The organism is Paenibacillus donghaensis (assembly GCF_002192415.1).
Classification (GTDB): Bacteria; Bacillota; Bacilli; order Paenibacillales; family Paenibacillaceae; genus Paenibacillus_AQ; species Paenibacillus_AQ donghaensis.
The window spans coordinates 1,051,149-1,073,582 of record NZ_CP021780.1 but is presented as its reverse complement, the minus strand read 5'-3'; the positions used below and the strand labels follow the sequence as shown (position 1 = coordinate 1,073,582).

The 22,434-nt window shown below is 50.0% G+C and carries 11 protein-coding genes and 1 pseudogene; 3 read left to right on the top strand and 9 right to left on the bottom strand.

Annotated features, from left to right (window positions below):
• Positions 1 to 53: 53 nt before the first annotated feature.
• A complete protein-coding gene (locus B9T62_RS04325) occupies positions 54 to 437 on the bottom strand; it encodes a DUF423 domain-containing protein (RefSeq protein WP_087914129.1) in 384 nt (127 codons plus the stop codon).
• Between the two features lie 164 nt (positions 438 to 601).
• Between B9T62_RS04325 and B9T62_RS04320 the strand changes: the two genes are divergently transcribed.
• The gene (locus B9T62_RS04320) at positions 602 to 1,012 is read left to right on the top strand and encodes a hypothetical protein (RefSeq protein WP_087914128.1); all 411 of its coding nucleotides are present in this window, start codon (positions 602 to 604) and stop codon (positions 1,010 to 1,012) included.
• A 157-nt stretch (positions 1,013 to 1,169) separates the two neighbouring features.
• Here the strand turns inward: B9T62_RS04320 and B9T62_RS04315 are convergent, their stop codons facing one another.
• On the bottom strand, positions 1,170 to 1,625 hold the full coding sequence (locus B9T62_RS04315) for a hypothetical protein (protein WP_087914127.1): 456 nt from the start codon (positions 1,623 to 1,625) through the stop codon (positions 1,170 to 1,172).
• A 365-nt stretch (positions 1,626 to 1,990) separates the two neighbouring features.
• Between B9T62_RS04315 and yhbH the strand changes: the two genes are divergently transcribed.
• Positions 1,991 to 3,151 carry a sporulation protein YhbH gene (yhbH, locus tag B9T62_RS04310; protein ID WP_087920128.1) on the top strand — a complete coding sequence of 387 codons (1,161 nt, stop codon included), beginning with the start codon at positions 1,991 to 1,993 and terminating at the stop codon, positions 3,149 to 3,151.
• Between the two features lie 225 nt (positions 3,152 to 3,376).
• Here the strand turns inward: yhbH and melA are convergent, their stop codons facing one another.
• From melA to B9T62_RS04280, 6 genes are all read right to left on the bottom strand, one after another.
• Entirely contained in the window at positions 3,377 to 4,882 is a 1,506-nt protein-coding gene (gene melA / locus B9T62_RS04305) for an alpha-glucosidase/alpha-galactosidase (protein WP_087914126.1), read from the bottom strand.
• A gap of 100 nt (positions 4,883 to 4,982) precedes the next feature.
• A complete protein-coding gene (locus B9T62_RS04300) occupies positions 4,983 to 5,921 on the bottom strand; it encodes an AraC family transcriptional regulator (RefSeq protein ID WP_087914125.1) in 939 nt (312 codons plus the stop codon).
• Positions 5,922 to 5,954: 33 nt separating this feature from the next.
• Complete coding sequence (locus B9T62_RS04295) at positions 5,955 to 8,024, bottom strand: methyl-accepting chemotaxis protein (RefSeq protein WP_087914124.1); 2,070 nt, start codon at positions 8,022 to 8,024, stop codon at positions 5,955 to 5,957.
• Positions 8,025 to 8,325: 301 nt separating this feature from the next.
• Positions 8,326 to 9,171 (bottom strand): sugar ABC transporter permease, encoded by an 846-nt coding sequence (locus tag B9T62_RS04290; protein ID WP_087914123.1) that lies wholly within the window; start codon positions 9,169 to 9,171, stop codon positions 8,326 to 8,328.
• The gene (locus tag B9T62_RS04285) at positions 9,168 to 10,484 is read right to left on the bottom strand and encodes a carbohydrate ABC transporter permease (RefSeq protein ID WP_087914122.1); all 1,317 of its coding nucleotides are present in this window, start codon (positions 10,482 to 10,484) and stop codon (positions 9,168 to 9,170) included. Before B9T62_RS04285 ends, B9T62_RS04290 begins: the two co-directional genes overlap by 4 nt.
• Before the next feature lie 106 nt (positions 10,485 to 10,590).
• Entirely contained in the window at positions 10,591 to 11,931 is a 1,341-nt protein-coding gene (locus B9T62_RS04280) for a sugar ABC transporter substrate-binding protein (protein WP_087914121.1), read from the bottom strand.
• Positions 11,932 to 12,565: 634 nt separating this feature from the next.
• Here B9T62_RS04280 and B9T62_RS04275 point away from each other — a divergent pair.
• Positions 12,566 to 14,311: a glycoside hydrolase family 13 protein gene (locus B9T62_RS04275; protein ID WP_087914120.1), complete on the top strand. Its 1,746-nt coding sequence runs from the start codon at positions 12,566 to 12,568 to the stop codon at positions 14,309 to 14,311.
• A gap of 201 nt (positions 14,312 to 14,512) precedes the next feature.
• Here the strand turns inward: B9T62_RS04275 and B9T62_RS04270 are convergent.
• A pseudogene (locus B9T62_RS04270) lies at positions 14,513 to 22,194 on the bottom strand (pullulanase).
• Between the last annotated feature and the right edge of the window lie 240 nt (positions 22,195 to 22,434).

Here is a 22,434-nt window from a genome sequence, read left to right as displayed (position 1 = left end):
GTATCCTTAAAGCGGATACAGGGTTATTATCATGCAGAGGCCAACTGAGGCTCTTAGGATTTCTCTCTATGCGAGAGCGCCTCCAAGGCCAGACAGATCCAGCCGGCGATAAAGCATATGCCGCCAAGCGGAGTAATGGCACCCAGCACCTTGATGCCGCTGATGCTCAGCACATACAAGCTGCCCGAGAAGAGCAGAATGCCTGCTGTCAGCAGCCGTCCCGCCCAGCGGAGACGCGGCCGCTCCCCCCACTGGCCGGCAACAAGGGCAATCAGAATCAAGCCCAGCGCATGCATCATATGATATTGCACACCGGTCTTATATACTTCCATATAATCGGCGCTGATTACCGGCTCCAGCAGATGTGCGCCGAATGCGCCGATCGCCACGGCCAGCATAGCGAGCAGAGCTCCCCAGGCCATAAATGTTCGCTGCACGAGCAGATCACTCCTTAGATTCAATTTCATCTTATCTTAACTTGCCCCGTGCTGCATTTCCAGCTGCAGCCGGATTTTCGTATTCAGAGCTTGCATTTCCAGCCACATTATGAAAAAGTGAACAGGAAGGATTTATTACTCTTATCTATGAAGGAGTGCGGTTTATGGACAACCACCAGCTTTCCGAAACACCGGCTCATCCCCCTGACTCCTACCCGGAAAGGCCTCATGATTATCCTCATTCCGGTCCCGGCATCGCTTCCTTTGTAATCGGCCTCATCAGCATCGTCGGCTATGTAGTGACCTTGTTCGTGGCCAGTTCCAGGTCCTACAGCGTCATTGTTGAAGACAACCGGATTGTAGGCGATGTCTCACAGACGATTATGTTCCTGGGCTTGGCCGTACTTAGCCTCACAGCACTGAATGTCATCGGTGTTGTCATTGGAATTATCGGTATTTCCCTTAGCAAACGCCGGAAGCTGCTGGGCATTATCGGCACCCTGATCAATGGCCTGATTATTCTGTTGTTTATGTTCATGGTGGCAGCGTTCCTCGTCAATGCGGGTTCCATTTAACCTAAGAAGAACCGGCCGCTTGCATTGCAGGCTGATATGCAGCCAAAGAGCTGTTCCCGGATGAACCCGGGAACAGCTCTTTGTGTTGTGCACTCAGAAATTATGGACTTACAAGCAAATCAAGTGACGTGCATACAAGGGTGTGACCAAGCCGCTCTCAGCTCCCCTGTTCTTCAAGGGTCAATCTGGAGAGAATGCGCTGCTTCACGCTTGAATCTCCTTCTATTGCTTTCTCTACATATTCGAAAGTTACGGTATCATCTGTATTTAGCTTCTCCGGGGCAGTCTCTGTCCCAGCACCAAGTTCAAAAGCAGTAGGTCCTTCTTCCGTCTGAATCTCCACGGAATGATTATCAATTTGTCCCAAATAAATTCCTTTCCCTTGCAGCACTTGCGGCTGCGCTTCAGATGACGGCGAGAGGCTTGGCGTTGCTGCAGTCTCTGTAGGTACGGGAGCAGGAGTAGTTGTAACTGCAGTCTCTGTAGGTGCGGGAGTAGTCGTAGCCGCCGGCTCCGAGGGAGCTGCCGCCGGTGAATTTCCGCTGCAGGCTGTTAAAGCTAGCGTTAAGACAGCAAGCGCTGCGGCTGCCGGCAATGAGTATTTCTGTCTCATGTTGTGTTCCTCCTTAGGTCGCGGTAGGTTGACCTGATTCTTAACACTATAAACGTTCAACCTACCACAAAGGTTTCAAATATCTATTTAGGACATAATTTAACGAACACCCAGAAGGTGACGGTGAATACGACGCTGGGCGCTGCAGTTTCCAGGTTAACCCCTGTGAGTGGAGAGTCTTCCGGACGGGCGGACCGTAAGGCAGCAGGCCCAGTCCAACGCGGTGGTAATCTTGATCTATGCCTCCCTGACATCAGTGAATAGTCACATATCCGCAAGGGCCATGAATATACTTAGTTACAGCCCCCTCAAGCTTTAGGGCCGACAGTATAGCAGCGAAACATATTCCATGGGAGGTGGTCGTCCTGCCGCAATCATCCGGTCCCTTTGCTTTTGTCGTATCGAAAGAAGACTGGTCCCTTCACCGCAAAGGCCATCAGGATCAGGAGCGTCATCAGCAGAAGGTCAGGGAAGCCATTAAAGATAATCTGCCTGATCTCGTTACCGAAGAGAACATTATTCTGTCGGGAGGCAAGCAAATCGTCAAAGTGCCGATCCGCAGTCTCGATGAGTACCGGATTATTTATAATTTCCGCAAGCAAAAACATGTCGGGCAGGGTGACGGCGAAAGTCAGGTGGGCGATGTGCTGGGACGGGATTCACAGTCCGCGGGTCCCGGCAAGGGAGAGAAGGCCGGTGACCAGCCCGGACAGGATACCGTGGAGGCCGAGGTCAATCTGGAGGATCTGGAGGATATTCTATTTCAGGATATGGAGCTGCCCCATCTCAAGCCGAAGGACAAGGAAGAAATCGAGGTCAAATCGATAGTCTTCAATGATATCCGCAAAAAAGGCATGATGTCCAACATCGATAAGAAACGCACCCTGCTGGAGAACCTTCGCCGCAATGCCAGCCGTGGGGCTCCCGGTATTCACAGCATCAGCCCGGATGACCTGCGCTACAAAACCTGGGATGATATTACCGTTCCGAACTCCAATGCTGTCATTATTGCGATGATGGATACTTCAGGGTCGATGGGCTCCTTCGAGAAATATTGCGCCCGCAGCTTCTTCTTCTGGATGACCCGCTTCCTGCGCCGCCAGTATGAGAAGGTCGAGATTGTATTTCTGGCCCATCATACGGAAGCCAAGGAGGTCAGCGAGCATGATTTCTTCACCCGCGGCGAGAGCGGGGGCACGATCTGCTCCTCGGCCTACCAGAAGGCGCTGGAGATTATCGACGGACGGTACCCGCCTTCCAAGTACAATATTTATCCGTTCCACTTCTCCGATGGCGACAATCTGACGTCCGACAATGAACGTTGTGTCAAGCTGATCGGCGAGCTGCTGAAGCGCAGCAATATGTTCGGGTACGGCGAGGTGAATCAGTACAACCGCAGCAGCACATTGATGTCCGCTTACCGCCATCTGAAGCATGACCAATTTATGCATTATGTTATTAAGGATAAGAAGGAAGTGTATCAGGCGCTGAAGACCTTTTTCGGCCAAAAAACAGCCGGTGCCTAAACCGGCTGTACTCTTCCTGACCGTACCCTTCTGTTACTCGGCAAGGAGCATCCCAACCTGGGCATACCGTTTCGACAGGCAGGCGGATGCTCTTTTTTCTGCAGAAATAACGATGGAGCTTCTATGCCTGCGAGAGCCTACTCCTCCCATCGGGAAGCCTGGCCTGCTCGCGCATGACAAAAGCCGAAAGCGAAGTCCATCCGCTTCCGGCCCCGATAGGGTTAATTAGCGTACCTTCTCGCGGTCCTTGCCCTTGTCAGATTCCCCGGCGTTGCGGCTCGCCGCTTCGCGGTCCAGCTTCATCTCTTCCACTGACTTCACTTGCAGCCTTGCGGCTCCTTCATTGCCCGCCAGAGTAGGAATTAAATTACCTGCGGCCAGACGTTCCTTGGCGGCGGCAATCGCTGAGCTGTACTGCGGCAGCCACGCTTCTCCGGCAACCAGCATTTCGTCGACCATCTGCCAGATCTCTTTCGGATTGCAGACCGCACCCACCAGCGGGTCCATCATAAAGGCCTGGCGCAGCAGCAGGTCATCTCCATGTACAGCAGCTTCTACCGCCAGGCGCTGCACGGAAATACTGACGTTGCACACCGCAGCCAGCCCCAGCGAAAGATCACCGACATGCGGCATGGAGATGCCATTGCGGTCCACATAACCCGGAGCTTCGATAATGGCATCATCCGGCAGGTTCGCAATCGCCCCGTTGTTCACGGTATTGAAGTGGCCCCGGTAGACCCGGCCGGTCTCCAAGCCTTCTATAATATAAGAACCATGCTCTTCCCCGCGCTTGTCCGATGTATACTTCAGGGCAGGCTCCTTCATCCAGTTGGGGAAATCCGTCTCGAACCAGTTGCGCCCTTCGGTGCAGACCCGCAGATACCCACCAGTCTCCCCGTTAATCCAGCTGCCCAGATCGATCCAATCCATAATCTCATCGCTGCGCTTGCGGTACCATGGCACATATTCGCTCAGATGCCCGTTCGATTCCGTGCTGTAATAGCCGAACCGGCGCAGCATATCAATCCGTACCTTCTCCGTCCGGCTGAATTCCGGATGCTTCTCGAAGGCCTCAAGCAGACCTGACGTCAGGTCCTTGCCTTTATGCTTCGCGGAGATGTACCAGGTCTGATGATTGATCCCGGCACAGATAATATCTACCTCGGATTTATTCAATCCGTACACATCTGCAATCTGCTGGTGTCCATGCTGCACCCCGTGGCATAGACCAATCGTCCGCACACCGCCGTATTGGTTGCAGGCCCAGGTCAGCATCGCCATCGGGTTCGAATAATTGAGCAGCAACACATCCGGCGCCGCCACCTCGCGGATATCACGGCAGATGTTCAGCATCTCGGCAATGCCGCGCTGTCCGTACATAATGCCTCCGGCGCACAAGGTATCTCCTACACACTGATCGACGCCATATTTCAACGGAATGTCCACATCGGTGGCAAAAGCTTCAAGTCCACCTGTACGAATCGTACAGAATACGTACTTCGCATCTTTGAGTGCTTCCCTGCGGTCCGTAGTTGGCCGGATCTCAATATGGAGGCCGTTCTCCCGGATATCCCGCTGGCACAGCTCAGTGACCATCTCCAGATTATGGCTGTTGATGTCCATAAATGATACTTCTATATTATTGAATTCCGGTACAGTCAGCAGGTCGCGCAGCAATCCGCGGGTAAATCCGATGCTGCCTGCTCCAATAAAGGTTACTTTAAAAGACATCGCAATCATCCTCCGGCATTGAATTGGTTGTTCCTGTCCATTGTAGCAAGGGACGCCGGGAGAGCGTAACCAATATCATGACCATTATGCCGAAAAGCTGTCAAATATCCTCACCTAAATTTCTATCTACGGTGGTTTCGTCGCGCCAGGAATATCGATCCATTGAATGCCGGTACTCGACCGGAGTGCAACCACTATATTTTTTGAATAAAAGATGAAAATATTGCCTGCTGCTGATGCCTACATAATCGGCAATTTCCGCAACCGGAATCTCGCTCTGACCGAGCAGCATCTTGGCCTTCTCCATCCGCAGCAGATTGAGATAATCAGTGAGCGTGCGGCCGGTATGTGTCCGGAAGATCCGGTGCAGATACCCCGGATGGACATTTACGGCGGCGGCCACCTCCTTGACCTGTATGCTGCGGTCATAATTCTGGTGCAGCCATTCGATTGCGCGGCGTACATATAGCTGAGATGGCTGTTGGCTGGTATGCAGCTGCTCCCGGCGCAGCCTGGACAGGCGCAGCAGCAGTTCGGCGAATAGCAGCTGGACCATGCTTCCGCCGTCACTGCCGCGTTGATCCAGCTCCAGCACCAGCGCCTTCAGCACATGAAACACTTCCTCGGGATCAGGCAGCACCAGGCTGGAGAAGGGTGTACGCAGCAGCTCGGCCAGCACTTCTTCCTCTCTGGCCAGTTTGCCGACGGAGGGGGCTACCCCTGAATATTCCGTGAAGCCGAATTCAACATTCAGCATCCGGCAAGGCGTCCCCTCTTCGACAATCAGCCTGTGTGGGACATTGGAATCGAGAATAATCAGTTCTCCCCGTTTCAGGCGGAACCGTTCCTCGGCCCCCGGTCCGCAGCTCACATCCACTGCGCAGCTCCCCGAGATCAGATACATGATTTCTGTGGAATTATGCTGATGGTACGCCATCGTGTAATTATTCCACTGCTTATAGTAGTAAGCCAAAAAAAGCGGGCTGTACTCCCCCTCCAGCAGAGCCTGCTGAAAGAGGCTTCCGTTGAGCTCTGCCAAGCTGCTCCCTCCTCTTATCCCACTCCCGCACCTCTAGCCGTGAAAGGAAACGAGCGACCGCTTCAAATCCTCCGCCAGCTCCTCAAGTTTGCCGGACAGCGCCACCAGTTCCTCACTTATTATGAATTGCTGTGAAGACATGGAAGCCACCTCCTCTGTCGAAGCACTCGTCTGCTGCACAACTGAGGTGACACTGGCCATGGATTCACTTAACTGCTGCTGGAAGCCGTTCAGCTCCGCGACAGCGTCCGACGACTGGCTGATATAGCCAATGAAATGGCCCATCTCTGCCCTCACGCTTTCAAATATAACAGAAGACTCCCGCACAGAGGTAATCTGCTCGCCGAACAACGGGGCTGCTTCTCTAACAAGATTGACCGTATTCTCAATATGGCTGCTGATCTCTTCGGTAATTTGGGATACGGAAGCTATCGACTGGTTGGATTGATTGGCCAATCCCCGGATCTCCTCGGCGATAACAATAAACCCTCTTCCCGCAGCACCGGCGCGCACGGCTTCAATGGACGCGTTAAGCGCGAGGATATTGGTCTGCTTGTTCACGGCAATCATCGGGCTGAGAATGCTGCGGATGAGGTGTGTGCTCTCCCGCAGTTTATCGGAGTTTCCCTGAATCAGATCCATCATCTTCAGTGAGGATTCACTCTGTGCAACCAGCTTCTTCATCAGCTCTGCACCCTGTTCACTGACAGTGATAACCTGCTCTGCCGAAACATCCATGCTGACATTAACCTCTGCGACTTCCTGCATCTTGCCGCCCATCATTTCCACGTTCCGGTTGCTGCTCTCTGCTTCCGCTGCCAGACTGGCCGCACCTTGCGCTATCTCGCTTGTAGCGGCGGCTACCTCTCTGGCGTGGGCTGAGGTTGCCCCTGAGGCCTGAACAAGCTGCTCCGAAGTGGACAGCACAGCTTCCGCCGACGCACTGCTCTGGCCAGCCAGGCACGAGATCTGCTCCATCATCCGGTTGAAGCTGTGACCCAGCCGGCCGATTTCATCGCGGCCCTTGAAGTTGGTACGAACATTAAGGTTGCCTTGCTCCCCTTCCTCCATCAGACGTGCGAGCTTGCCGAGCGGCCGGCCAATCAGACGGACCAGCACATAGCCGATCAAGAGAGCAATCAGCGCCGCCGCGAGTACTACGAGTAGTGTAATGTACAACAGGCGGTCGGCCGACTTGGTGAAATCACTGACCGGCGCATAGCCAAGCAGTGTCCAACCACCTGTGGTCAGCGGCTGGTACACCGCCAGTTGCTCCGTTCCGGCTTCATCGTCTGCCATAAAGGAACGATCCAATTCTTGGCCCGGCTGCGGCTCGACCTCTGCCCTCGACGGCTTGATGAATGAAGGCTGCTCCAGCAGAGCATCATCCGCCGCATACACAACCTTTCGGTCAGCATCAAGGATGCGCAGCTCACCGTCTTCTCCGATGCGCAGGTTCGCTAACATGTCGTTGAGAGAGCTTCGCTTGATCTCAATCAGCATATAATATTCCGCTTGCGGATTTTGTATATTGCGCAGAAGCCGTCCCATCGTGAGAGAAGCTTCCGAGTATGTATCGAAGAAGCCCTTCGGCCGGACCGGGAACCACACTGGATTGCCCTTGGCCTCGTCAATCTGCTTGAATCTCGCCAGGATCCACTCATCGGTGCGGATCCCCGTAACGCCCGAGGTTTTATAAGATTCAACTTCGGCAAGGCTGCGGGAAACAAGCCGGATGCCCAATAGACGCTCATCGGAGCCTTTGACTGCATCCAGCTTGCTGCGGATACGCCCTTCGGCGGCAACCTTAGCCACGATCCCGATACCGGGATCATTTACCGCCTCCAGATCTGCCTTGAGCGCTTGATCCACGGCAAATTGCCGCGAAAGCGCTTCATACTCAACAAAGAGGAAATCCAGTTTATCAGCGGCCTGGACAATCGCTTGCGATGAAGCAGCAGCTACTTCATCGGTAATAATACCTTTGGCGGCGTAATAAGAAGTCAAACCAAGCACGGAGGACAACAACAGAATGGTGCTGAACAGGATTACGAATAATTTGACGCCAACCGATTGCAGATGCAGGCTTCGCTGCCGTTTCATAAGTCTACTCTCCCCATAGAATAAAATAACGCCACAACCGCAGGTTTTATCCTTGAAGCCTAATCAGATGCCGAGCTGAAGTCCCTGAATAACCCCGCAAAGTGGTGATTTGCCTGGATGCCGGTTCAGATCCTTTGCAAGGACCCCGCTAATAAACCCCATAAATTGATGATTTGCCTAGATGACGATTCAGGTCCGCTCTATCCTTAAATAAGAATATACAAGACAAGGTACACCCTTCCCATTCAAATGAAGGTGTACCTTGTTTCGTGAATGCACGCAAAAGCGGGAAACGGCTTGATTAGCCTTTGCTGGCCCCCGCCGTCAACCCTTCGACGAGCAACTTTTGCAGGAAGGCAAAGAGAATCATGATCGGAATAGAGATCAGTACAGCACCTGCCGCAAAAGTCGTGAAATTGGTGTTCTGATTCGTATTCACCATGTCCCACATGCCCACGGCAACGGTCCATTTATCCTTGGTCCGCAGAATGAGTCTGGCAAAGATAAAGTCAACCCACGGTCCGACAAATTGGGTAAGCGCCATGTAGGTAATCATCGGTCTCGACAGAGGCAGAATAACTCTCCAGAAGATTCCAAAGTTGCTTGCTCCGTCAATGCGGGCAGCTTCGTCCAGCGAACGCGGTATCGTATCGAGGAACCCTTTCGCGATCAGTGTTCCGCCTAGCGGAGCTCCGGCTGCATATACCATAATCAGAGCCATATGTGTATCCAGCAAATCAAACTCTTTCAGCAGCAAATAGATGGCAATCATACTCATGAAGCCTGGAAACATTCCAAGCACCAGCAGTCCGGACATGGTGGTCTTCCGCGTCTTGAATCTGAACCGGGAAACCGCATAACTGGTAAGCAAAGTCAGGAAAACGCCCAAAAGCATCGAGCACGAGGCTATCTTTAATGTATTGAGCCACCAAGTAGGGAACAGCAGGGTGGGATCATAGAACAGCGCCCGGAAATGTTCAAGCGTAAACGTTTCAGGAATCAGTGTTTTACTGTAAAGGGATTTGCCCGGCCGCAGCGACGATAACAGAATCCAAATGGCAGGATAGAGTGCTGCAACAGACAGAATCAGCAACGTCAAATAACTTAATCCGAGCCGTATTGTTCTTTTAATGTTTACTCCGCTCATTGGATCATGTCCTCCTCCTGGAATGATTTCGTCCGCCGGTAATTGTAAAGCGAGAAGCTGGCTACGATTAAGAAGATAATGATCCCAACCGCAGATGCCATGTTATATTTGTTCTGGTCAAGCGTGAGCTTGTAAAGCCACGTCACGAGCAAGTCGGTGGAACCGGCATACTGATAATCCCCGTTTGGGGGATTACCGGCTGTTAACAGGAAGATCGCATTAAAGTTATTGATGTTGCCTGCAAACTGGGCAATCAGTGTAGGCGCCGTCGAGAATAGCACCATAGGCAATGTTATGATGCGGAATTTCTGGTAGCTGTTCGCCCCATCCACTTCGGCCGCTTCATACATATCGCGCGGAATCGTTGTCAGAACCCCCATAATCAGCAGCATGGATACCGGAATACCGACCCACATGTTAACTACGATAACCGTTACTTTGGCCCAGAATGGATCCGTTAGCCAAGGAAGGCCATCGAGCCCGAAAACTTTTAGATATTGGTTAATCGGACCAAACTGGCCGTTGAACAGGTTGCGCATGAGCAGAAGGGAGATCATCTGCGGAATAGCATAGGGAACAATCAGAATAGCTCTCCAGACGCCCTTGAAACGAATGCCTTGCTGGCTGACCAGCATCGCGACCAGCATGCCGCCCAAATAGGTGGTAACTGTCGACAGGATCGCCCAAATAATGGTCCAAGTGAGCACACCGTAGAATGTTTGGCTCCAAGATTTAAGCACCAGCAGGCTGCGGAATGTTTCGAAGCCAACCCAATCTACCAGCTTGGCCGGAGGCATATGGTTAGGCGCAGAATAATTCGTAAACGCCAGCATGACCATGAAGATGATCGGCATTACTGTAAATAACAGAATACCTACAGACGGCAGGATAAGAAATGTCTGCGCAAACTTATAATCTAGGATATAACGGATGCTCTGTTTAAACGTACCCGGAGTATGGCCTGCGTCTCGCGCAGCTCCAGTCTTTCGGGCATCTCTAATGTTCATATACCACGCAAGCAGAAACAGAAGAAAGAATATAATCGTGATCAAACTCTGAATTAGAATAAATATAGAATGATCACCTTTGACGAGCTTGGCAATCCCTTTGACCTTCTCAAAATGTTGGGAGGTTGTACCCAAGGTAACGATACCCCAGAACGCCCGTCCCAGCTTCTGAATAAAGTAAGTTAAGCTTAATGCCTCTACAATCAAAAAAATAAAACCTTTGATAAATTGGCGGTTATATATTTGTCCCAATCCCATAAACAATGTAGACAGTATCGTTGCTGCTCTAGTATGGTGTCGCTGCATTTCCCTTCCGTTCTCCTCTCCTGGGAAATCAGAGAATCGCCCGCCGCTACCGGGCGGCGGGCGATTTGATTTCATAAATTCACTGTTGGAATAGACCTACAAATGTTTACTTCGAAGTGCCGTTGTTCAGATCCTTGATCTGTTGGGCTGCTTTATCCATTGCAGTCTTAGGGTCTACGCCTTTGTCCCAGATTTCCGGCAGGGCTGCGTTGACAGGACTCCACACATTGCCCATTTCAGGAATAGATGGCATTGGCTGGGAGTTCTTCGCCTGTTCAGCAAAAGCAGATACATAAGGGTCATCCTTGATTTGCGGATCTTCCAAGGCTTCTAAATTGGTTGGAATAGATCCGACCAGTTCGTTCAGCATAAGCTGAGCTTCCTTGCTGGAAGCGAACTCAGCATAGAGCTTGGCGGCATTTGGATATTGCGTATACGCGTTAACCGCGAAGATCTTGAAGCCAGCCAAGGAGATGGCAGTCTTTCCACCGACAGTCGGCAGCGGTGTCAGTCCCAGATTGTCACCCAGAGCCGCTTTGTACCCGGCCAGTTCCCAAGGACCTGTGATATCCATTGCGACATCTCCGGAGTTGAAGAGACCGCGCTTAATATCCGGGTTAATATCGCCGCTGTTGATTGGCAGAACTTCTTTCAGTTTCTTAAATTCACTCAAGCCTTGAATTGCACCGTCGGTATTGATCCCGATATCGTCTTTGTTCGTGCCGTTATCCCCGAAGAGATAACCGCCGTTGGAAGCGATGAACGGATAGTCGAAATACATGTTGCCGACTTCCCACATGATTCCGTACCGGTTTTTGGATTTGTCGGTGAAGGTTTTGCCGAAGGCGAGTACATCATCAAAGGTCTTAGGCGCTTCAGTAACAAGAGACTTATTGTAGAACAAAGCATAAGTTTCAACTGCACGCGGGTAGCCGTACAGGAGACCGTCATAGCTGGCACCGGTAATCGCGGCTTCTGTATTGTTCTTTATTGTTTCTTGCTCGAACACATCGTTTGGAAGCAAGAGTTGTGCGCTTGCTGCTCTGCCCAGGTTGTCATGCGGAATCAGAATAACGTCGGCGCCCAAACTGGAAGGACCGTCTTGGGACAGCTTGGTAACTTGCTCTGTCGGTGACAACTCTTCAATTTTTACCGGAACATTGTATTTTTCAGTGAATTCCTTCGCGATCGCGTCTGTAAAGGCTCTTTCTTCCTTACTTTCCCATACCATCAGGGTTGCGCCATCTTCAGGAGTGATTTGTGCAGTTTCGGCGCCAGTGTTGTCCGTGCCTGCGTTTCCGGCCGGAGCCGTGCTTTCTGATGGTGCGTTCGTTGCGGCTGAGTTGCTGCCCCCGTTATTTCCGTTGTTGTTGTTAGATCCGCAGGCAGTAACAGAAAGTGCCATAGACGCTGCGGCGGTGAGAACCATAAGCTTTTTCATTTTCATTTCTTTAACCCCTCCCGATTTGTGTTTCATTCCTGTGCTGGCAGACTACGCCAAATCATTTGCGCAAACGATTTCAGAAGAGCGTAAAAAAATATGTAATCTGTAATGGGATCCCCTTCTGTGTACGCTCTTGCCTATGATAGAAAGCGCTTCATTCCTAAATTCATCATACAACAGGATTAATATTTGTAAAAACGTTTGCGCATATCATATTCAAGCATATTACCCCATTTCAATAAAATTTCGCTGTATATTCTACATATTTCAAATGATATCTCGTTATTACTATATTTTTCTACAATTCATAAATAAAATTTAGCGTTATTACGGCCTTTTTACTTTTTCCAGACCATTTTCACTATTTTTCTGTAAAAGAAAACCGGTTTCACAAGCTTTTATTTTTGTGCAACTGTGTGCAACTGTTTGAACAAAAGTATTGTCCAGCTTTTTTTTCCATGCTATAATCCAAATCGTTAAGAAGAAACCGCCCCTCACACAACCCAAAGGCAATGTAACTGTAAAAAGGTACAACCTCGACTGCTTTGTTTACGTCGGTTGTGCCTTTTTGCCATGGTTATTTGGATCTGGATTGTACCAAGAATGCACCATCCAACAACATGAAGGAGGAATTAACATGTTATTAGAAGCTGTCTATCATCGTCCCCGCTTGAATTGGTCTTATGCTTATGACGAGAACACCATCCACCTGCGGCTGCGGGCCAAAAAAGGCGATCTAACCGAGGTCTATGCCTGGGCGGGAGACAAATATGCCTGGGACACCACCAAAGAACTGATTCCGATGACTCTGTTCACCTCAGATGCGATGTTTGATTACTGGGAATGCGAATCTGTGCCGCCGCACCGCAGGCTGAAGTACGGTTTCCTCCTGCAGAAGGATCATGAACGCATCTGGATGACCGAAAATGACTTTCAGACCGAGCGTCCGAACAATCCGAACCGGCTGTTTGAGTTCCCTTATATCAACCGCGGCGATGTGTTTGCACCCCCGGCCTGGGTCAAGGACGCCGTGTTCTATCAAATCTTCCCGGAGCGTTTCGCAAACGGCGATCCCAACCTCAGCCCGGAGAAGGTGGAGCCATGGGGCGGCACACCTACACCAACCAATTTTTTTGGCGGCGATCTGCAGGGGGTTATCGATCATCTCGATTATCTTGAAGGGCTGGGGATTACGGGGATTTATTTCACGCCGGTGTTCTCAGGCACTACCAATCATAAATATGATACTGAGGATTACATGAAGGTGGACCCTCATTTCGGAGATACCGAGACGCTTAAGAAGTTGGTTGAAGCCTGTCATGCCCGTGGCATCCGTGTATTGCTCGACGCAGTCTTCAACCACTCTGGCCGTACCTTTGCCCCATTCGTCGATGTTCTGGAGAAAGGTGAAGCTTCACGCTACAAGGACTGGTTCCATATCCGCGAGTTCCCGCTCCAGGTAACAGACGGATATCCGACTTATGACGCGTTTGCATTCGAGCCGCTGATGCCTAAGCTGAATACGGAGAACCCGGAGGTGAAGCAATATTTGCTGGAAATAGCCGAATACTGGATCAGGGAAACCGGCATCGACGGCTGGCGGCTGGATGTGGCCAATGAGGTGGACCACGAGTTCTGGCGGGATTTCCGCAAGGTGGTGAAACGTGCCAATCCGCAAGCCTATATTCTGGGCGAAATCTGGCATGAGTCCGCCCCTTGGCTGGAGGGTGATAAATTCGATGCTGTGATGAATTATCCGTTCACGGATGCGGTGCTCGATTTCTTCGTGAATGACAGCCTGGATGCCGAAGGGTTCGCCAATTCGATTGGCAAGCAGTTGTCCCGCTACCCGCTGCAGGCTAGCGAAGTGGCCTTCAACCTGCTGGACAGCCATGACACGCCGCGCCTGCTTACCCTGGCCGGCGGTGACAAAAAGAAGCTGAAGCTGGCTGCGTTGTTCCAGTTTACTTTTATGGGCACGCCCTGCATCTATTACGGGGATGAGATCGGCATGGACGGCGAAGGTGATCCCGGCTGCCGCAAATGTATGGAATGGGACCCGGCGAAGCAGGATCTTGAGCTGTTCGCCTACTATCGCACATTGATTGATATCCGTAACAGCCACCCGGCGCTCCGCACCGGCACATTCACTTTTCTTGAGGCGCAGCGGCAGGGCAGCAAGCTGGCCTACGAGCGCCGCCTGGGCGAAGATGTGGTAGTCGTGCTTGTCAACACTGAAGAAACGGCCCAAACATTCCGCGTTAACGTTGAAGAAGTACACTGGGAGAATGTGCTCACAGGCGACTCCCTGCGTACCGAGCGCGGTAATCTGGCTGTCAAGCTGCCGGCTTATGGGTCTGCAGTGCTTAAGGCGATATTCTAAGTAGAAACGGCTCGCCGTCCTCTGAAAAGCGTATGCTTCCGAAGCAGCGATACTACGTATCGCTTTCAGGTATCCGTTTCTGCGAGAAATAGAAGGATAATGGATAGCGTGAAACATATATTGGACATAGCTAAACAGGGTATTCAGACAAGCCATATTGGCTTCTGGATACCCTGTTTGCATTAAGACTATTGTTATGGATTACGAGCTGAGGGCGCTCAGCAGCTTATAGATAACCTGCGCGCTTTCGGCGCGTGTCATCAAGCCTTTTGGGGCAAATTGATTATTTCCCCTACCCTGTACCAATCCCAGCTGTGCAGCGGCATTCACGTAGGATTCTGCCCATTCGCTGATACTGATTGCATCTGCAAATACCGTAGTGCTGGCTGCTGGATCTATTCTCTTACCTTGCTGGACCAACAACGCGCGGATGGCCATGACAGCCATTTCCTCACGGCTGATCGTAGCGTTCGGTGCAAACATAGTATTACTTCGTCCGTTAACAATGCCCAGCTTAACAGCTGTTGCCACATAAGAGGAGTACCATGCATCAGACTTAATATCAATGAATGTAACCTGCCCATCCGTTGTCATACCGAGTGAGCGCATAAGCAGTGCTGTAAATTCCGCACGGCTGACGTTGCTGTTGAGATCAAATTCGGAATCTGTAACTCCTGTCACGATTTGCTTCGCGGCAAGCGATTTAATTGCCGCAGCTGCCCAATGCGCAGCAGGTACATCTCTATACGATTTATCGATCTCAAGTACCGCATACTTACTGAAGTGCGTAATTTGCGCAGTCACGATGTCACCCTTAAGTGCACCACCTACATACTCCATTTTGCTGTTGTCGCCCAGATCGTAGACATTGGTCCATTCTTTATTCGGATTATCTTTGAGCTTAAATGAAAGGGTAATTGGCTCCTTGAACTTGACCACCGGAATACGGGTGCCGTCTTTTTTGACGATATAAAGATTGAATTCGTACACTTCGGATAAGGAAGTTGCCTTCCCACCTTTCTTGTCCAGCCCTGCAATTAATGCATTTGCTGCATTCGCCTGGAGTGGGCTGACTTCGATTAAGATTTGGAAGCTGTCTGCTTCAGCACCAGATACCGTTGCTTGAATCTCGCTCAATAATTCGTTAGGGAAAGTCACGGACAGATCGCCTGTCTTAACCACCAAATCGTTTCTTCCCAGCGTCTTGGCGGCCTGAATCGGCAGAAGCACCGATTTCTTGCCTTGAGCGAGTTCTACTACAACCTTACCGTCCTTGCCACTTCTCAAGCTGTCATTAGTAACAACTTGAGTGTCAGCCGGTATTGCGCCAGCCGTAGGCGCTGGTATAACGACAGGTGCCAGTGTGGTTGTCACTTCAGGTGTCGCCGTTGGTGTTGGTGTTGGTGTTGGCGTCGGTGTTGGCGTTGGTGTTGGTGTTGGTGTTGGTGTTGGTGTCACTTTGGACACAGCAGCCAGAATAACTGTTCCACCTTCATTTCTGCCTGGCAGATCAATCGTTACCTTGTGGTCGTCTGATACCGTGTAAGATTTACCGCTGTACTCGTCGTTCACAAGAGCCTTGGCTGCAAACGGCACTGGAATCGTTGCAGACACGACATCAGCATTGGTGTTGATGACCGTTACGATATTATCGTTTCCGTAATGCTTGTTGAAGGCCAGATAACCCAGTGCATCCGAGCCTGCCAGTTTCGTCCGCGTACCTTTGGCATAAATTCGGGAGTACTTCGCACGGATATTCAACAGCTTCTGATAGTGGTCGTGAAGCCCCTGCTCTGCGGTCAACTGGTCCCACGGCATAGCAGCACGGTTCTCGCTGAACTCCCCTTTGCTCATATCACCAGCATTTCTGCCTGATCTTCCAAGTTCTTCACCATAGTAAATTACAGGCTGTCCTTTAGCCGTGATTTGCAGTGCAGCGGCAATCTTCAGCTTGCCTTTATCCCCCCCTACGGACTCAGAGGATAGAAAGCCGTCCTCATCGTGGCTACTCAGGAATTGGGCCATCATCTTGGTGTTATTGATCTTTGATTCACGTTCCTGCAGATAAGAATCAACGTCATTGATTGTACCGTTCACGAAATCTCTTGCTTTATCTTTGAACCCAAAATCAAGCAAACTATCCATCTGACTAGTTCCTAGCATTCCACCGTTACTATCGATCGTACCTCCGAAGTATTCTCCAACCAGCTTGAAGTTCGGATCGATGGTCGCCAGTACATTCTTGAATGCCTTCCAAGTTGTATCTTCCACATGCTTGATCGTATCGACGCGGAAATAATCGATGGTGTCTCCCCGCTCAGTCCGGGCATTGTCCAGCCAACCCGTCTGCCAGGCAATGATTTTCTCCCGTACCGCAGGATCTTCAGTTTTGAAGTCCGGCAGACCGCTAAGTTCGCCCTTTATGGGATCTGTGGTAGACGACACTCCGTCTGTGCGCAGCATACCGGCAAAACGCTCCTTGTCCTCAGCTGTAATCGTCGGACTATTATCATCCGTCTTCAAGCCGTAACCCGTATGGTTAAGCACAACGTCAACCATAATCTTGATGCCCATGTCATGCGCCTTGTCGATCAGCTCCTTGAATGTGGCCATATCGCCAAGATGCTCGTCGAGCTTAGTGAAGTCTTTTGCCCAGTAGCCGTGGTAGGCATACTGCTTGCCGTTGAAATCGACGCCTTTATTGAAATCAATGTTATCCACGATTGGCGTGATCCAGAGCGTATTAATACCCAGTTTCTGCAAGTAATCCAGATTGTCTATCATTCCTCTGAAATCTCCACCATGATAAGCTTCCAGATGGGTCTTGTCGACGTTCTCATTGTTCGTGACATCACCATCCTTAAACCGGTCGGTCAGCGCGAAGTAAACCCGTGCCTCATCCCAATCGAAATCAAGCTTTGCACCTGTATAGGTTCTTGCTTTCACCTCAATCGAAACGGTCTGCTTATGCGGGTTACCGTACTGGTCCACCAGGGTAATTGGAATATCCTTCATACCCGCTGCCACGGTATCTTTCACCGCAATCGTCTGTTCCATAAGCTCCGTATCAAATGGTACTTTGCTAGATCCTCCAAGAGCGGTCAGATCCATGTATGCATCCAAGTGGGTTACATTCTCGGCGGATGTTGCTTTGACCGTTACAATAGCATTTTGATTGGAAGTAACCGCTTCCGGATGAACCGTGGCCGTTACCGTTACCGCAGGTTTGTGATAAACCAGTACCGATTCCCCGTTCACCGTATTTTTGGGGTCAGTGAACTCCGTAGTGTCGCCGTCTTTCGTAAGCAGGAAGGTATACTTATACGTCCCCTCTTTCAAATTGGACAGCTTGTAGCTGAACCATTCTTTATCGGCATCATAGGTCATGTCGTACTCCATGCCATTCACTTTCACTTTGGCATCCGTTATTGCAGCTATATTGCCGCTGCGGAACACATCATCATCCCGGTAAATGAAGGTAATCTCGCCATTCTCCATGACTGGACCACTTACGCTCGGTGTAATATCAATTTCTTTGACCATGCTGGTCACGTTGACTTTAAAGAATGATTCACCCGACGTGAGCGGAATTTCGCGGTTGTCGGGGTAATCCTGTTTTGCGGTATTCCAATCCGTTCCTTTGCGGACCAGGAATCCAACGTTCGTTGCATTTGGTGCCACCTCGATCAGCACACTTGCCGTCCCATTCTTAAAGGTTGTGAAATCAATTTGGTCATCTTTTATTCCAGTGCCCCAAACCCAGAGGTTCCAATCCTTGTAATTGTTGTCTTCACGGGTATAGGTGAACTGGACATACCGCTTGTTATCAACCGGCTCGGCAGTAACCTTAACAGCAACGTTTAATGTTTTAGCACCGTACGTAATTGTAATTTTGGCCGTTCCCAAGCCAACCGCTTTCACTTGGCCTTTCTTCGTTACGGTAGCTACATTCTCCTTATCGGAAACGTAAGTGGCTTTGGTCGTAATATTACTTCTGCTGCCGTCATCATATTTCGCAAAAACTGCCATTTGATGCGTATTATTTATTTGTAGTGCGTAGCTGGCACTGTCCATTTCCAAAGAAGTGAGGACAGCGGCGGCAGCATCCTTCTGAATAATTACAGCGGTCAGCGGCTCCAGTGTAATGGAACTTGCTGTCAAGGTAAATCCAGACTGATGATCAACCGGAATAGCTTGAACACCGGCTTCATCGTTGTCGACAAGTACCTTACCGCCAGTCAGATCCTCTGAAAGCGTAAGTGTTCTTGAGGTGCTGTCTCCATTCATGAAGACATAGTAGATCCCCGTTCCATCGGTTGCTTTGTTGGTGTAACCGATCACAAGATCAGTTGCCTTCATTTCCGGCGCGGAAATCAGGTTAATATTGGAGTCAACCAAACTTTTGTCCCCCAACCGGAATGCATTGCTAGACTTTCTTAGTTCGATCAGACCCGCCGTATATTCTCTCGTCGAGTTCTGCATAGGGAACTTCACTTCATCCGTTGCTTTCGTCCAATCAAACCTATTGATTGCATCCGATGAATCGTAAGAATCGTTGATGAAATAACCGAAGGATTTGTCAGCTTTATCTTTTAATTCTGTGTATTTTTGTTCAGGAATACCGGTTCCCAGCCATTGCTTCGTGCGTCCATATTCCTGCCCAGCTTGAAGGAAGGACGTACCCTGCGAGGTAAGGACCAACATATTGCCAAGTCTAATCCGCTGCTGAATTTCAAGCTCATTCTCTGCGATTGCTGGATCTTTCTTGATTGATTGCGCAATAACATCGTGCAGCGTCAGGTTGTCATGTGCTTCGATATACGGCACGATATCTCCTGGATCATCCGCAGGAATATTCGAAGGCTGACCTTTAATATTGTTCAGAATGGTTGTAATCGAACGTGCTCCGCCCGTAATAAGTCTCGGTTCACCTTCCGAACCGTAACCGGACTTTAATTCATTCCGGAATTCATCGGAGAATACGCCAACACTGTCCGTCTTGTCCATCCAGCTTTGATCTGCGCCTTTACCCGCAAGGGATGGGTCGGATGCATCACCGCCGAACGTTTTCCAGCCTTCTCCTATGAAGAGAGCCTTCGGATTAATGGCTTCCGCGGCATCATATGCATGCTGCACGGCGTCTGCTGTCGCGTCGCCCATCATGTCCCAGCGCATGCCATCTATTTTGTACTCCTTGAACCAGTATTTAACGGAGTCTACCATCAGCTTCTCTGCCATCTTATGGTTGGTCGCCAGGTTGTTTCCGAACCCGCCGATAAAGCCACCGTTTGCATCTTGGAATGCATAGTAATTAGGTACGATGTCGTTTAAAAACTCTTTCTTCGCCATGTGGGTATAGACAACGTCTAGGATGACACCCATGCCTGCCTCATGCACCGCATCAATTAAGCCTTTTAATTCTTTGATCCGCTGCTCTGGATCGGCAGGTTTCTCGGAATAAGCGCCGTCCGGAGAGAAATAGTTATGAGGATCATAACCCCAGTTGTATTCATTGTTTTGCGTTGAATAATTCAGCTCTCTATCTTTCATATTCGTTTCATCCCCATAATACCAAGCCATTACAGGCATCAATTGAATATGGGTTACACCTAGGGATTTAATGTAATCGAGCTTCTTGGCAAAAGCATCATAAGAGCCCCATCTTTCGCCGCTCAGGCTGTCTTCGATCGTAGGATCGGATGTAAAGTCTCTAACATGGACTTCATATACAATGGCATCTTCGCGATCTTCATAACCTGCAATATCAGCATAGCTAAAAGAATCGGGGTTAGTCTGGCTTAAATCGACAATTGCCGCTTTGCCCACCGTATCCCCCCAACGCCTGCAGCACCCGTGGTATCCACGGTGAATACAGCCATTGATTTGGCGTAAGGATCAAGCACTTTATGGGTTATACCATCATTGGTTACTTCGTATTGATAGTAGAATCCCCGCACATCATTTGCGGCGGGTGCACCCGTCAGATCAGCTGGCTTCAGATCGGCCGACCAGACCCCCTGCTCGCCTTTCGTTAGGTCAACGCTGCCTACAGAAATGTTCGAGTCGTCCTTATCATATACATTCGCCACAACGCTGGTCGCTTTAGGCGCCCACAGCTTCAGTGTGGCAGATTTGTCCGCCGTTTTGTATGTGGCACCGAGATCATCTCCCGTATAATTGTACATTTCATCAAGCATTCTCCAGCCGCTGGTAGCGGATACCGTTTTCCCCGAATAAGTAACACTCAAAGGAGTTTTGTCCAGATCAAAGGACTCTGTATCGACTTCTATCGAAGTTTTGCTTGTAATGGATACAGCAGATACTGTTATAACAGTACCTTCTGAGTCCTTCACGGTAATTCCTGTCTTTAATGCGGCTGCATCCAGACCATCGGTTAACGTAAATCCGAGAAGAATTTGGCTAGTTGATAAGACTTCTGCGGTAACTAAACCGACTGGCGTTTCACCAAACGGAGAAACATACACCTGGTTATCGCCTTCCTTCACCCATAGCTGATTATAACGGTCCAAGAGGGTAAAGGTTTTGTTATCCCCGTCTTTGTCTCCGTTCGACGGTTTCATGACGATAAAGCCCATTTTCTTGGCATTCTCTAAGAGTGGAACATCCACATAAGCGCCGAAGTGATCCATTTGCCCTTCCGGAAATGGGGTTGCGTCTGCGGGCCAGGCTCCGGGCAAGTTATCGGAAGGCATGGCAACATCATCCCACAGCCATAATCCATACTGACTTTGAGTGGAGTCTGATCTCATATAATGGATTCGAACGGTGTTGGCGGGAAGTGTAACCGGTTCGTAAGGCGTGACAGCATCGGAGCCTTCTGTAATCCAGATTTCATTGGTTTGTGGAGTGTTGATGGAGAATATTTTGTCTCCTCCGTCTTTATCCCCGCTAGAGCGCTTTAACGCAATAAACGATATTTGCTTTGCTCCATCCTTAAGTGGCACGTCAACATAAGCTCCATAGGAATCAACTTGCCCTTCTGGAAACGGAGTTGCTCCCATAGCCCAACCAGCGGATGGTGTTATAACATCACCCCACAGCCACAATCCTTTATCGGTATAATCACTGGCTTTGTAGTGAACCCGTATGTTTCCTGCTGGTACGGGGTTTACCACTCCAGGTTCTACAGGAACCGTAAATTCGGCGGCCACACTGTTCTCCTTCGTATTGAACTTGAAGGTAACTGGAAGCTTCGAAGGAAGATTCAAGGTTTGTTCTGTCTCCGGATAGGAAATATCCGTTGCCGCAGTGTCTCCCGGAACAAATATCTTGTAAGTGTAATCGCCTTGAGGTACATCAACAGTTGACTCATACACACCGTCATAATCAGGATCTGCTAATGTGGTTCTCGCGTCAGCTGGGGAAGAATCATTGGCATCACCCAACTCGGTTTGCACGGTTCCGATCACTCTCGGCAGCTTATCGGACGCAATCGGTGTGTAATACGTGGAATCTGCGATTTTCTTAGTGTTATCGTTATAGTAAAAGGTTACTTCCGTCTCAGCGGCTAATGAAATTTCAATATTCTCGGCATCTGAAACGCCCTGTGGATTAGTATAGCTACCGTATCCATAACTTTCATCCCAAGATCCGTTAAGAGCAACTTTATAATGATAAGTTCCCGCCGGCAGTGTGCCGGTAAATGAGTAATAGCCATTTTCTCCGTAAGTCATTTGCGTTACGCTTGAATTCTCATTCCAATTCTTAGCCTCCGGCGACAACTTCGACTGCAGATCACCAACCAGAACCACCTTCGTCGTTGCTGCCTCAACGTTAACCGGATTTATACCGAAACCGGAGAACACCAGAGCAATGATTATTGTGATAGCCAAAGCTTTCTTACTCCATAAAGCAAATTTCATTCCGTCCATCCCCCCATAATTGTTAATGAACCGCTCAATTCTGCGGCTCGCATCCCCCGTGCGAAGAAATCAACACCAGCCCCGTACGCGGCTCGTCAAGCCAAATGAACAGCGGCACCATCCTCATCAAAGTTAAGCCATTGGACAACAAAGGAAGACAAACGTTTGCACGATGATGTGCACAAACACAGTCTCATCAGACACTATCACTTGTTCACCAGAACATCCGCATAGAATCCG